9 protein-coding genes are annotated in these 13,292 nt (G+C 57.4%); 2 read left to right on the forward strand and 7 right to left on the reverse strand.

Annotated elements, in window-relative coordinates:
- Nucleotides 1-360: 360 nt before the first annotated feature.
- The 5 genes from ZBT109_RS11220 to pdxS all read right to left on the reverse strand — a co-directional run bounded on the left by ZBT109_RS11220 (nt 361) and on the right by pdxS (nt 6,894).
- On the reverse strand, nt 361-2,538 hold the full coding sequence (locus tag ZBT109_RS11220; protein ID WP_027706174.1) for an SEL1-like repeat protein: 2,178 nt from the start codon (nt 2,536-2,538) through the stop codon (nt 361-363).
- 127 nt (nt 2,539-2,665) lie between these two features.
- Nucleotides 2,666-4,753 carry a DUF4034 domain-containing protein gene (locus ZBT109_RS11225; RefSeq protein ID WP_027706173.1) on the reverse strand — a complete coding sequence of 696 codons (2,088 nt, stop codon included), beginning with the start codon at nt 4,751-4,753 and terminating at the stop codon, nt 2,666-2,668.
- Nucleotides 4,754-4,874: 121 nt separating this feature from the next.
- A complete protein-coding gene (locus ZBT109_RS11230) occupies nt 4,875-5,174 on the reverse strand; it encodes an isochorismate lyase (protein ID WP_038279534.1) in 300 nt (99 codons plus the stop codon).
- Nucleotides 5,175-5,404: 230 nt separating this feature from the next.
- Nucleotides 5,405-5,986, reverse strand: coding sequence for a pyridoxal 5'-phosphate synthase glutaminase subunit PdxT (pdxT, locus tag ZBT109_RS11235; protein WP_038279531.1), 582 nt, complete (start codon nt 5,984-5,986; stop codon nt 5,405-5,407).
- On the reverse strand, nt 5,983-6,894 hold the full coding sequence (gene pdxS / locus ZBT109_RS11240; protein WP_027706170.1) for a pyridoxal 5'-phosphate synthase lyase subunit PdxS: 912 nt from the start codon (nt 6,892-6,894) through the stop codon (nt 5,983-5,985). Before pdxS ends, pdxT begins: the two co-directional genes overlap by 4 nt.
- 269 nt (nt 6,895-7,163) lie before the next feature.
- On the opposite strand from pdxS, the gene ZBT109_RS11245 reads away from it, so the two are divergent.
- Together ZBT109_RS11245 and ZBT109_RS11250 are read left to right on the forward strand one after the other, a co-directional pair.
- Entirely contained in the window at nt 7,164-8,582 is a 1,419-nt protein-coding gene (locus ZBT109_RS11245) for an aminotransferase-like domain-containing protein (RefSeq protein ID WP_027706169.1), read from the forward strand.
- Nucleotides 8,583-9,674: 1,092 nt separating this feature from the next.
- Nucleotides 9,675-11,249: an ABC-F family ATP-binding cassette domain-containing protein gene (locus ZBT109_RS11250; protein ID WP_027706168.1), complete on the forward strand. Its 1,575-nt coding sequence runs from the start codon at nt 9,675-9,677 to the stop codon at nt 11,247-11,249.
- A 329-nt stretch (nt 11,250-11,578) separates the two neighbouring features.
- Here the strand turns inward: ZBT109_RS11250 and ZBT109_RS11255 are convergent, their stop codons facing one another.
- Both ZBT109_RS11255 and argC read right to left on the reverse strand, forming a co-directional pair.
- A complete protein-coding gene (locus tag ZBT109_RS11255) occupies nt 11,579-11,968 on the reverse strand; it encodes a diacylglycerol kinase (RefSeq protein ID WP_027706167.1) in 390 nt (129 codons plus the stop codon).
- Between the two features lie 161 nt (nt 11,969-12,129).
- On the reverse strand, nt 12,130-13,077 hold the full coding sequence (argC, locus tag ZBT109_RS11260; protein WP_027706166.1) for an N-acetyl-gamma-glutamyl-phosphate reductase: 948 nt from the start codon (nt 13,075-13,077) through the stop codon (nt 12,130-12,132).
- Nucleotides 13,078-13,292 lie beyond the last annotated feature (215 nt).

Here is a 13,292-nt window from a genome sequence, read left to right on the forward strand (position 1 = left end):
GGAAGGTCAGGCACGTCACAGTGGGACATGTCGCCCGTTTCCATCTGAATACCCGCGGGTATCGTCATTGTGTGAAGGCCGTCAGTGAAGCGCTGTCGCAGCGTTCCAAATTGGAAACGGCACACGAAATAAGGCAGTAGACCCTATTCGCTGTCAAGCGGGAATACTGCTTCCGTCGCAGCACTCCGCCTGTGCGACCGCCATCAACGCTTATGCGATGATGGCGCCCTCATTATTTTTCATTATGGTCAAACGGCATTCCGAACCGTCTTTTACGACCGAAACCGGCGTTCTCATCAGCTCTAAGTCCATGAAGAAACGACCACTTCTACCCTTGGCGCGGTCAGGCCTATCCTTTCATCAAAACGGATTGAGCGGTACGGGTGGCGTGATGGTACTGCACCCGGGCAAATCGTCGGCCGTCGCCGTTGCGGCGATCTGATCAAAACGCCGCTGACTATTTTCAGACTGCTCTCGCAGCAGTTCGTGCACGACTTGAATGCTTTCGATCCGAGGGAATAGCTGCCGCACCCCTTCGATCATGCGCACGGCCATATCGAAATGGCGCATCGGACTGTCCTCGCGCCCATAGAGATACGCCAGCATGGTAAAGCCCGCCGTCAGGCGCACATTATCGCGGAAGTTCACTAGCATACGGTGCAACGGTTGTAAGAACGCAGGCTGAAGCTCGGGGTGTCGGCACAGCACGTCCACGGAATGGAACATCGCGCGTTCGATCTGTTGATAGTCTTCATCACGCCACGGCACATCGGTGTGATCGAGGAACAGCTGCAGAAACGCCATAAAGTGATACAGCGAACGGTAGGCCAGCGGCGTTTCCGATGCGGTGGAAATGTCTTCAAGCGCCACGCTTTTGATCTGCCCAGCGTAGAGAACACCGAGATGGTAGTGTGCGACGAAGGTGTCAATGTGATCGTCGCGCAGCGAGGCCAGCAGCCACGGTTCGGCATCGTCGATTGAAAACGATCCGGGAGCGACCGACATAAACAGCCCGCGTCGATACTGAGCATCGGAGTAGCCCGCGTCGGCCGCAAAGCAGAGCATGTGCCACAGTGCCGTCTCTTGCCCGTCCTGTTCCGACAGCAACAGCAGTGCCTGCGAAAACGGCTCGCCCATACAGTTAGTGGCATTGAAAGCCTCAATGCCATCCGGCGGCGCCTGCTCCACCGCATAGCGGTACCAGGCGTCAGCCTTGTCAACATCGCGCTCCAGTCCGGCCCAGCCGTTGTCGCACATCACGCCGTACAGCACGGCCGCCAGCGCGCTGTGATGACGCTTGGCTTCGATCAGCGGGCGGCACCAGACGGCCTGCTTGCCCTGCCTGACCCACAGCTCAACCAAACGCGCCAATCGCTTCTCGTTGATGGCGTCGTCAGGCAGCGCCAACAGCATCGTGGCACAGCGATAGCGCTGCCACTGCGCCCATTCCCGTACGCCGATATAACGCAGCGACGAGTCCTGACGCTCCCAGCGGTCCATCAGCAGCCCCACTAGATTGCCCCGCACGGCGGGCGATAGCGGGCGATGACGCAGGTCATCGCGTATCCGCGCGACGATGGTCTGCTGCGCGCTCCCTTGGCGTATCAGGGCATACACTTCATCCTGCCAGAACAGCGAGTTGATCTCGTTGATATCGTCACTGACCAGCCCTCGTTGCTGAGCCAGCGCCCCCAACGTCTTCTGCAATCCTGCAGGCACCTCCGGTAGCCATGTCAGATGCGACACTGCCGACTGATACAGGCAGCAGAAGCCGTAAGGTGAGGCTTTAAGACCGACAAATAGCCAACGCGAGCTGAGCTGCATGCCCATCGCCTGCACATCGTGGTCATCGCGCTGGAACAGGGTAGGACGATGACGCGGCAGTTCGGGCCACCATGCCATGTCGATGCCGAGCCCTTCCAGCCGCAAGGAGGCATTTTCTAGCAGCAGATCACGGTCAGGCAGCGTGACAGGGCCGTCACCCTCACACCAAGCCGCCACCCAGTCCGGCGCATCGGCGATCAATTCGATGGACAGCAACAACTGTGCGACCCGCCAGTCGAGTGCGCTCTGTCCCAATATGCTCAGTGACTGGAGGTGAACCAGATGCATCACGATGGACAGGTCATGCCACGGTTCCGACGGCAGCGCACGCCCCGCTTGAGCATACGCGATGCGCAGCTCCATCAGCCGGGCCTGCCAGTACATGATCTCGAACGCCCGCGGCCAGATCGACATCGGGCACTGCAGCGCCCACTCATGCAACAGCGTCAGTGTCGCCTTGCCATGCCAGCATTCCAGCTCGCGCAGGAACCGGACGCTGTCGTCGAGAACGGCGTGTTCCAGCGCTGCCGCGGGCAGTGCTAACAGGGCTTGAAAATGATGCTCTGCGGGCAGCACTTCCCCTTTTCCCAGCGCGTTGCGGATGGCCACAAGGGCAGGACGCTGTGCAGGGTCTGGCAGATCGGCGACTGTACAGGGCACGTTCCGACAGTGGCGCAGGCGATACAGTGTGGAAAAGAGGTCGTATGTCATCATGCTGCTCGTAATAAAGGGCCTATCTGCGCTGGCGCTTGAGGCGCTGCAACGCTCAACAGAAGATAAGCATGATATAACGAAGCAGCGTCGGCTGCAGATACACCCCACGCTGCCAGAACGGTCAGGCCTATAGCGATGCCGCGATGCGATCGAATTCGATTTGGCGCGCACCTTCATTCATATCACGCACTATCCCATAAACGAACGCTACGTCGTCATGGTCGGGATACTGGCGTCGCAGGTACACGATAGCGCGCGCGGCACGCTCCCACTCGGCCGGCGCGGGCAGATGTGCACGGATATAAGCCGTGGATGCCGCGGCATTGATCACCCTGAGCTCGTCAGCATAGCGCGCCAGCAGGTGCAGTATCGGCTGCAAATACGCGGCGTGGTGATCTGGCCACAGTGCAATCGTATGGCGTAGTCGAACCAGCGCCTTGTCGACAAAGACGCGCTGATCTGGCGTCCAGGCCTCAACCGGATGCGCCGACATGCGTTCAAGGAACTCCAGATACGCATCCATGCCGTAGGCTGAGCGCGACAGCGGCGTGGTCTTGGGAATCCACGCTGGATCAATGCCTTCCATCCTACCGATATAGGTCGTACCGATATAGAGCAACGCTTGATAGGTATCGGGTTGTCCATCACGCAGCGCAGCACGATACCAGCTTAGCGATAGCGGAATGTTTTGATGCCGCTGATCCCAGCTATATACTTCTGCCGCACGTAACTGGGCATCGGCATAGCCTGCTTCAGCAAGGGAAAGCACGAGGTTCCACAGCGGGCCACCGCTGTCGCTCCAGTGAAAGTGTTCGGAGATCATGGTCAATGTCCCATACTCCATATCGCCGAAACGTGACCCCGGCGGCGAAAGGCGCACCGCATAGGCATACCACTGCTGTGCTGCGTCGCGATCCTGCTTCAACCCGCCCCAACCGTTATCGCAAAACACACCGTACAACGCCGCATAGGGCGCGCCGTAATAGCAGATCGGCACCAGCAGCTCGGTCTGTTCATCCGGAAAGCGCCCGTAGCGTGTGCGGTATTCCAAGGCATTGCGCAGTTTGTCATCCACTTGGTATGCCTTGCCCGCTTTTAACAGCCTGCGCATGGAGCGCAGCTGCCACCACTGATAGAGCGGCGTCTTCTGCAGTGCCGCGGGCCAGCGCAAATAAAGGCGCGAATGGACCCACTGCAACATCTGACTGTGAACTTCCGGCGAGAGGTCACCTCGCTTCAGAATCTTGCGTGCTCGCTTGTCGATGTCGCGTATGTACGGATCATCGAAGACCAGTGAGGTCGCCTCATCCTCCCATTGGATCGAACGCAGCTGCTGGCGCTCGTCGTCGGTCAGGTGTCGGCATAATGGAGAATCGGCAATGGTCAGAATTTCGCCCTCATCACCACCCCAGCGCTCGGTGCGCAGACAAGCATAGCTATTGACCAGGTAGAAGCCGTGAGGACTGTCGCTCATCCCCACCATCAGCCAGAAGAACCCACTCGGCGCTTCAGGCGATACCTGCGGGGCTATCTCAACAAGCGATGCCGGACGCTGAGCAGGCAAGCTCGGTGCGCTGACTTCGTCAAAGCGCCATCCGTCGATCAGTACCGGCGATGCGAGGTCGATCAGCGCCTGAATAGCGGGCACCTGCTCGACCGAGACATCCTGCCCATAACACCAAGCTACTGCCCAGTCCGGCTCACTGAAGATTTGGGCGTGCCGCCCCAACGTATGCGCAACGAACCAGTCCATGCCTTCTCCCAGCAGCGCGAAGCCTTTGAGGAAAAGAACCTGCCCGATGACCCATGCGTCCTGCCATTGGACGTCCGATACCTCTGACGAAGCCTCCTGCCCGCGTCGCTCGGTGGCCGCCGCCGCCCAGTACAGCAGCTCAAGGCGAGCCGGCCAACGCGATTCGGGGAAGGCCTGCTGCCAACCGTTCAGTACCGATAGCGCTTCCCAGCGCCCGCCATAGGCCATCAACCACGGCAGCAGCGCATACAGCCCCTTGAATACCTCGTCTTCACGCTCACGCTCTGGAAAGGCGAGCAGCCTATCGGCCCACTCTTCGGCCGCCCTGAAATCGCCATCGTCCAGCGCCATCTTGATACGGCGCGAGCGTGGCATGTTGCTGTCATCTGGCAACAGCGGTGCCTGTGCGGGATGACGCCAGCGGTACCACTTGCGGTATAGGTCGAGTGCGATGTCCTTCATGGTGTCCCCTGCGTTTTGTTCACTACCGCGCGCTATCGCGCCGAGTTTCTGTCGGCACGTTCCCCCTCACGGCATGGAAAAACGGCCATGATACAACGAAGTAACATGGCCGTAATGTGAACTAGGATTTCTGCCACTGGGTCATTTCATGCTGAATAAAGCCCTCGACCAGCGTGCGGTACACCTTTTCGACCAGATCAGGCGGCAGATGCTCCTCTTCCGCCCACTGACGACGTACGGCCAACATGGCATTAACACGCTCTTCGGCCCGCACCGAAGCAGCGCTGGTCTTGAATGCGGCGGCGGCTTGCACATAACCAATGCGCTGACCCAGCAGCGCAATGATCTGACGGTCGATGGTGTCAATCTCGGTGCGGATATCCTGCATATCGCGACACTGGTCGGGGGAACGGTGAGTCATGAGCATGGCGTCCTTTTATTTATGAAACCTATTTATGTGTGACGAGGGAATGCACAGCGTGAGCTTCAAGCGCAAGAGGAACAGCTCTACAGCATGTCGCTGGGTCTGACAAGGGCAGCGGTCGGGCCTTGTCCTGGCGTGCTTACGCCGTGCCTCACGATCATGACGCTATCAAAGTCCGGAAATGCAAAGGGCCTCCGAAGAGGCCCTTTGGCATACCCGCTGCCGCATCAATGATGCCCGATCTGCGCCAGAAAATAGGCGTGAACCCGAGGATCGCTCCCCAGTTCAGGGTGGAAGGTGCACGCCAGCGTATGGCCCTTCTGCACCAGCACCGGATCGTCACCGCGGCGCGCTAATACCGTCACGCCTTCGCCCACAGCATCAATGCGTGGCGCACGAATGAAGACCATTTCCAGCGGGCCACCATCCAGCGCGGTCTGCGCATTAAGGATCGCCGAATCGTTCTGGCGGCCATAGGCATTGCGCGTCACGGTGATCGGCAGTGCGGCAAAGCTGGGCTGAACCGGTTCGACCGTTTCCGCCAGCAGAATGGTGCCCGCACAAGTGCCGAGACACGGCAGTGACTGCACGGCGCGGCGCAATGGTTCGAATAGCCCTTCGCGGTCCATCAACCGCAGCATCGCCGTTGACTCACCACCCGGCAGTATCAGTCCGTCCAGCCCGTCCAGATCCGCAGGACGACGCACGTTGCGTACGCGTGCACCGCGCTGTTCCAGCATTCGGCAGTGGGCGTCGCTGGCCCCTTGCAGGGCCAACACACCGATCAGCGGAGCGGTGGTCATCATCATACCCCGCGGTTCTGAAGCAGTTCGCGCTCTTCCAGAACGGCCACAGCCAGCCCTTTCATCGCACTATCAGATTCTTCGCTGCATTCCGCCACGATCAGTGGATCATCGTAGTGGGTGCACGCACGCACAATGGCACGAGCGCGACGTTCTGCAACGTCCAGCGGCGCATAGTGGCGGCCATCGTCCATGAAGATGCCGGAACCAACAAACACGGTTTCAGCGCCCAGCTGACGCATCAGCGCGGCATCGGCAGGCGTGGCGATACCACCGGCAGAGAAGTTCGGCACCGGCAGACGGCCTTCACGTGCAACCCACGCTACCAGTTCGTACGGCACCTGCAGCTCCTTGGCCGCCACGTACAGCTCATCTTTGCGCATGGAGGTCAGGCGGCGAATGTCACTGCTCATCGCACGCATGTGCTTAACGGCGTGTACCACGTCACCGGTACCCGCTTCCCCTTTGGTGCGGATCATAGCGGCGCCTTCGGTAATGCGGCGCAGTGCTTCGCCCAGGTCGCGCGCACCGCAGACGAACGGCGTGGTGAATTCATGCTTGTCGATATGGTTGACCTCATCGGCCATCGTCAGCACTTCACTTTCGTCGATGAAGTCGACGCCCAGTGCTTGCAATACCTGCGCTTCAGCAAAGTGGCCAATACGCGCTTTCGCCATGACGGGCAGCGAAGTAACCGCCATGATGGATTTGATCAGCTTGGGATTAGCCATGCGGGCAACGCCGCCTTCAGCGCGGATCTGTGCCGGAACCCGTTCCAGCGCCATGACCGCGATGGCCCCTGCACGTTCAGCCACTTCAGCCTGTTCGGGGGTACAGACGTCCATGATGACGCCGTTCTTGAGCATTTCAGCCAGGCCGGTCTTAAGACGCAGGGAAGGTGCTGTATCGGTCATGAGATCACTCCATAAAGAGGAATAGGAAGGAAACGGTTGTCTGGGGCGGCGTGGCACGCCGCATGCGTTCCATCTTCACTGGTCACTCGGCAGGGGCACAGGTACAGTAGCAGTACAATTTCAACAAACTGTCATGGTGAAGAAAGCAGTACAGTGGCCACACCTCATGCCTGCTGGGCCGCTCTTGTCATGACGATGATGACGTTCTGCCCGCCAGTGCCACCTGATGGCGTCGCGGCTCAGCAGACACGTATTCCGTGAGGACCCCTATGAGAGCTTCGGATACCCCCGCCGCTGACGACGGTACACCGTCCTGTTCCCGCGTCGAGCACGTTATGCAGCACGTACGCGAACGCATCCAGCACCGCACACTGAGCGTCGGTGCCCGCTTGCCCTCTATCCGCTCGATGGCGCAGCTGATCCACGTTTCCAAATCAACCGTTGTCGATGCCTACGATCGCTTGGTCGCCGAAGGACTGATTCAATCGCGCCCGGGGGCGGGCTTTTATGTACGCCAGCCACTGCCTCCGTTCTCGCTGTCAGCGCGTCCGTCAGCGCCCGCCCGCGAGGTCGATCCACTGTGGGTGATGCGCCAATCACTGGACGCCGACGAAAACACCCTCAACCCCGGCTGTGGCTGGCTGCCCGCCACGTGGATGCCGGAAAACGATATTCGCAAGGCACTGCGCGCTCTATCGCGTCAACCCGTTGCCCCACTGACGGCCTACGGAACACCGCAAGGATCGCCTGAACTGCGCCAACTGCTGGCGCTGCGCATGAGTGAACGAGGCATTCTGACCGATCCAGCCTGTTTGGTACTGACCGAGTCTGGCACACAGGCACTTGATCTGATCTGCCGCTTCCTGCTTGATCGAGGCGATACCGTACTGGTTGATGATCCGTGCTTCTTCAACTTCCATGCCATGCTGCGTGCACACCGCGTGCAGGTCATCAGCGTCCCGTTCACCCCGACCGGCCCTGACCTGACCGCCTTCGCTCAGCAAGTCGAACAGCATCGACCGCGCCTGTACCTGACCAATGCGGCATTGCACAACCCAACCGGTGCCACGATCAGCCCCGCGACGGCACACCGCGTTCTGCAGATCGCCGAGCAGTACGACATGACGATTGTTGAGGATGATGTCTTTGCGGATTTCGAACAGCAGCCCTCGCCACGCATGGCTGCACTGGACGGGCTGCGCCGCGTCATCCATACCGGCAGTTTCTCGAAATCACTGTCCGCATCAGTACGCTGTGGCTATATCGCCGCACGGCCGGACTGGATCGATGGACTGGTCGACATGAAGCTGGCAACAGCATTCGAAGCCGGTCACTTCTCCGCCGAACTGCTGCTGAAACTGCTGTCGAGCGGGGCCTATCGGCGTCATATGGAAGGTGTACGAGCACGTCTGGCTGATGCCATGCACCTGACGACCACCCGCCTTGAGGCCGCAGGACTAACGTTGTGGACGCAACCCCGTGCCGGCATGTTCGTGTGGGCCAAGCTGCCTGACGGGCTAAGTGCACAACACATTGCCCAACTGGCGCTGGAAGAAGACGTGGTAATGGCACCGGGCAATGCGTTTAGCCTGTCGCAGCAGGCCGATGGCTATCTGCGCTTCAACGTCGCGCAGTCCACCCACCCACGCGTCATGCAAGTACTGGAAAAGGCGATGGGCGACAGTTAAAAAATCTAACGCCCTATTAATTATATTAAAATCACATAACCTAATTAAAAATATGAGACAACATCATACCAAAGATCAGGTGTATTATATTTTCATCGAATGATAAGGTAACTCTAATTAAGCCATCATAATTTGAGATAATGACCGCATGGCAATCACTCCAAGGTGCAAATACGCAGTAACTGTCTCTCTAAGAGAGTGTTTCAAAATCCTGGCACCCGCTTTTTAAAGCAGATTATGGCACATCGCAGCAATGTGACGGCGCAGTAGATATCGAATCGGCGTTCGTACCGAACGGCCAGCGGCCTAGCGTGATTGAGCCATGCAAAAATGCGTTCCACCACTCAACAGTGCCTGCCTAGCGTCGTGCTACTATCCTTGCCTCGGCGGGCTATGAGGGGCGTGATGCTTCGAACTACACAGGCTTCCAGTCACACCGTCAACGGAACGTTATCGCGCATGTTCGCCCCGGAAAAAAGCACCTCCATGACCACCCGTCAGCAGATGACTATTGCCCCCCCGGATGCCCTCTATTGGCGCGATTGGGGCCTACGGCAGATCCCTTTTTTGCCTTCATGGATGAGCCATCCACGCAGGAGTGCTCCCAATCGATGCGATCTGCCAAATGCAGGCGTTGTCACAGCTTATGATGGCGTTGCTGCCAAACGCCTGCATCATGCCACTCTCCCAAACATCACCAGCAAGTGGGACAGGAGCTAAAGCCTAAATAGGGGGTCAGGTGTCGCCAAGAACCCCGTCATCATTACGAACAAGATGCCGAATAGAGCTTGTCGGTCAGGCACAGGAGTTCTTCCTCTGCGGAAGGCTGTAACGTGCTTGTGGAGAAACGGCTATACGATATGCCAGAGGTCATCAGGAAGTAGTTATGCGGTGAATTTTTTGGGCAACATGAATTTTTAAAGGGGATTTAACACATTCTTTTAGTACACATTTCTTCGGATTCGCTTTTAGTTTTGTGACCAATGTAAGCACAAAGGCCCCTATTAATAATCGCATCATGTTATATCGATGGTGCAATAATAGCCTATAGTAGGAAAATAATTCGAAAAATAACGATAGCAGAGGGCATTTATGACAATAATCAATGTTCACGCGTTAACGTATCACGTCAACAACGGTAATACTTTGTTTTCTAATCTGGCATTTACGCTGGGTAATCATATAACCGGTTTAGTGGGCAGAAACGGGGTCGGCAAGTCTACGCTGGCGGCATTACTAACAGGGGAAGTAGCACCGTCTTCTGGCTCAGTCAGCACATCGTGCCGCGTTGGGTGGCTGCGCCAGATTAGCGTGACGCACCAACGTGCACCGGATGAGGCCATCTGTGATGTGCTCGGCGTTCGTGACACCTTAAAGGCCCTCTCCCGCATTACGGCGGGAGGCTGCGATCCTCACGACTTCGAGTTGGTCGGCGACCATTGGCAACTGCAGGAGACGCTTGAACAGCAACTCCAAACATTAGGACTGCCCGCAGACCCTTTTTTGCCCTGTAACGCGTTGAGTGGCGGCCAGCTAACACGGCTCGCGTTGTATCAACTTTTCCAATCGCACTATGGCTATCTGATTCTTGATGAGCCTAGCAACCATTTGGACGACCACGGCAAGGCATGGCTCGTCGAACAGATAAAACGCTTCGACGGCGGGATACTTATCATTAGCCATGATCGCGATATGTTGCGCCACGTTGACGACATTTTAGAGCTCAGTACCCTCGGCATACGCTATTACGGCGGTAACTATGAGGTCTACGCGCAACAGCGCGCCAGTGAGCTAGATAGCGTAGAACGGCGCATTGACCATACGAATACACAGATCCGACTTATGCGTCAGACGATGCAAAAGAACCGCGAAAAAGCCCAGCAGCGTGCCAGCCAAGGCAAACAGGTGGCACGTTCAGGCAGTCAGGCGAAAGTGATTCTGAATACAATTAAGCAAAATGCAGAGCGTGCCAGCGGCACCAGAGAAAACAACCAAAGCCGTCAGTTGCAACAGATGCAAAACCAGCTCAGCACACTTAACACCCAACATGAGCTATGTAAGCAACAACGCCTGTCACTAGGAAAAACAGAAAAACGCGTCTCGCGTATTTTAGACGTTACCGACGTGCGCCTCCCTTATGTTCTCTCTGCGCGCGATATTACCTTTTCGGTGAATTTTGGCGAAAAAATCCATCTATCGGGTGCAAACGGAACCGGTAAATCCACTTTATTGAAAACCATCGCAGGGCGCTTAGAGCCTCTTCACGGCAACATTCATGTCCATGCGGGCCTATGCTATCTGGATCAGCATTTCACACTGTTGGACCCGACAACATCCGCATTGGAAAACATGAAGGCATTCTGCCCGCACCTAACAGAGACACAGCAGCGAACGCTGTTAGCGGGCATAGGACTAAGAAGAGAAGACGCAGATCAAACGGTGGCACATTTAAGCGGTGGCGAACGGATGAAAGTGGCCATGTTGGCCATCAGCCACCAACCTGACACCACCTTACTACTACTGGATGAGCCAAATAACCATCTCGATATCGACGCTCGGCTGATGCTGGCACATGCCCTGCACGACTTTAACGGCAGCGTGTTAGTCGTTAGCCACGATCAGGATTTTATTGCCGATATCGGCGCAAATAGAGTGATTAACATGTGAGGCAGCGGTAAAGCAAACATCCGCAAAGAGGCAACAGCGCAATAGAAGGATAGAGGGCAAACGAATATTCCCATAGTGGATATGGAAAAGGTCGGATACGGGAAAGTGTGAGCATCACAACGCTGACTGACGTCTTCGCATGCGCTTGAGGGCATCAGGGTATTGCAGTATCTCTGCGTGCAGCAGGACACTGCGCTTCTTCGTCAAGCTACTCGCCGCGTTGTCGATCTATTCGGCATGAGTGCACAACAGTGGCGGCGTGACCATACCTTAACGCGATGAGCGTTCATGAGCTTAGAGAGAGAATCCCACCAGTGTCGCCTAAATCGCTACGCCCACACCCACGGCACCCAGCCTAGGCGGGCGAACAGCATGCCCACCCACGTCACCCCGGCAATCAGCGATGCCAGCAATACCGCGGCAGAAGCCAGATCCTTAGCGCGTCCAGCCAATGGGTGTCGCTCGGCACCGATGCGGTCCACAACAGCCTCGATGGCGGAATTAAGCAGCTCCACCAACATGACCAGCAGCGCTGTGCCGATCAGCATCAGCCATGTGGCCAGCGAGTTCGCCAGCCAGAACGTCGCTGGGAACAGGATCACGGCCAGCACGACTTCCTGTCGGAAGGCCGCTTCGTGACGCCAAGCGGCACGGAACCCCTGCCAAGAATAGCCAAAGGAATGCATCAGACGGGTCAGGCCAGTATGCCCTGGTTTCATGACAACGCTTCCAAACAATCGAGGCCGCGACACCAAGGTCACGGCAGAGAGAAAAGACAGAAGAAACGCAGCGACCAATGGAGCGTTTACGACGCCCGCATTCCAGTGGTCAGCCGCAGGATAATGAATGCTCGCTTACGCTACAGACAGCATATCGGCCATCAGGCATAAACCGCCAGCCCTTTATCTTCTGGCAGTCCGAAGCGCACGTTCATGCATTGGATCGCGGCACCGGCCGCCCCCTTGCCAAGGTTGTCGAGGCGCGCCATCAGCACGGCTCGCTCGTCGTTGCCCAGTACGAACAGATCGACGCGATTGGTGCCATTGCAAGCCTGCACGTCGAAGCTACCGTTATCGAGCACGCTGTCGTCGTTCAGCGGCATCACCCGAACAAACGCTTCGTTTGCATAGCGAGCACTCAGCGCATCGTGCAGCTGCTGGCGTGTCACGCCCAACGTTTCAAGCGCCAGAGGAATTGAGACCGTCAGCCCTTTCAAAAACGGCCCGACGATAGGCTGGAAGATGGGCGCATGCGCCAAGCGGCCGTGGTAACGCATTTCGGGCAAATGCTTGTGTGCCAGCCCCAACGCATACGGACGCGGACTGTCGAGTCGCGGATCGCGCGGAGAGGCTTCATAGTCGGCGATCATCTGCTTGCCACCACCGCTGTAACCTGTCAGCGACGTTGCTGACAGAGGGTAGCTGTCGGGAATCAGCCCAGCATCGCGCAGTGGGCGCGTCAGCAGAATAAAGGCGGACGCATGGCAGCCCGGTACGGCGATGCGCTGAGTGGTCTTCAGACGATCACGCTGGCTATCGGCCAGTTCAGGCAAACCATAAACCCAGTCATCGTGAGTACGGAACGCCGTGCTGGCATCGATCAGGCAAGTGTCCATTTCTGTCAGCGCGGCCGCCTCACGCGACGCAGCATCTGGCAGGCACAGGAAGGCAACGTCGGCTTCGTTCAATAGGCGTCGTCGTTCATCGGCATTCTTGCGCTGCGCTTCATCAATCTGCAGCAGAGTGACGTCGTCACGCGCCGAGAGATAGTCATGCAGCCGCAGGCCTGTCGTGCCTGCCTGCCCATCAACGAACACCTTGAGTGTCATTCGATCGTTCCTTATGTGCGTATGCGTAAGGTTCAGCTTGTACACGCACGGCGTTCAGCCATGCGTGACCTCTTCTGATCATGCCATCCAGCCCTGATGATGGAAAGGGCTTCAGCGATGCCACACTGCGTTCTTGACGCTGTGACAATCGCCAGCACCCTCTTCTGCACGTGATGCCCTCATAGCGTTGAAAAACAACCGACATACCGTGTGTC

The organism is Zymobacter palmae (assembly GCF_003610015.1).
GTDB lineage: Bacteria > Pseudomonadota > Gammaproteobacteria > Pseudomonadales > Halomonadaceae > Zymobacter > Zymobacter palmae.

What these genes read in the sequence shown, in the direction of transcription:
- ZBT109_RS11230 (WP_038279534.1), bottom strand. Translation starts at nt 5,174, where the DNA reads ATGACTCACCGTTCCCCCGACCAGTGTCGCGATATGCAGGATATCCGC.
- ZBT109_RS11245 (WP_027706169.1), top strand. Translation starts at nt 7,164, where the DNA reads ATGAGAGCTTCGGATACCCCCGCCGCTGACGACGGTACACCGTCCTGT.
- ZBT109_RS11220 (WP_027706174.1), bottom strand. Translation starts at nt 2,538, where the DNA reads ATGATGACATACGACCTCTTTTCCACACTGTATCGCCTGCGCCACTGT.
- pdxT (WP_038279531.1), bottom strand. Translation starts at nt 5,986, where the DNA reads ATGATGATGACCACCGCTCCGCTGATCGGTGTGTTGGCCCTGCAAGGG.
- argC (WP_027706166.1), bottom strand. Translation starts at nt 13,077, where the DNA reads ATGACACTCAAGGTGTTCGTTGATGGGCAGGCAGGCACGACAGGCCTG.
- ZBT109_RS11225 (WP_027706173.1), bottom strand. Translation starts at nt 4,753, where the DNA reads ATGAAGGACATCGCACTCGACCTATACCGCAAGTGGTACCGCTGGCGT.
- ZBT109_RS11250 (WP_027706168.1), top strand. Translation starts at nt 9,675, where the DNA reads ATGACAATAATCAATGTTCACGCGTTAACGTATCACGTCAACAACGGT.
- ZBT109_RS11255 (WP_027706167.1), bottom strand. Translation starts at nt 11,968, where the DNA reads ATGAAACCAGGGCATACTGGCCTGACCCGTCTGATGCATTCCTTTGGC.
- pdxS (WP_027706170.1), bottom strand. Translation starts at nt 6,894, where the DNA reads ATGACCGATACAGCACCTTCCCTGCGTCTTAAGACCGGCCTGGCTGAA.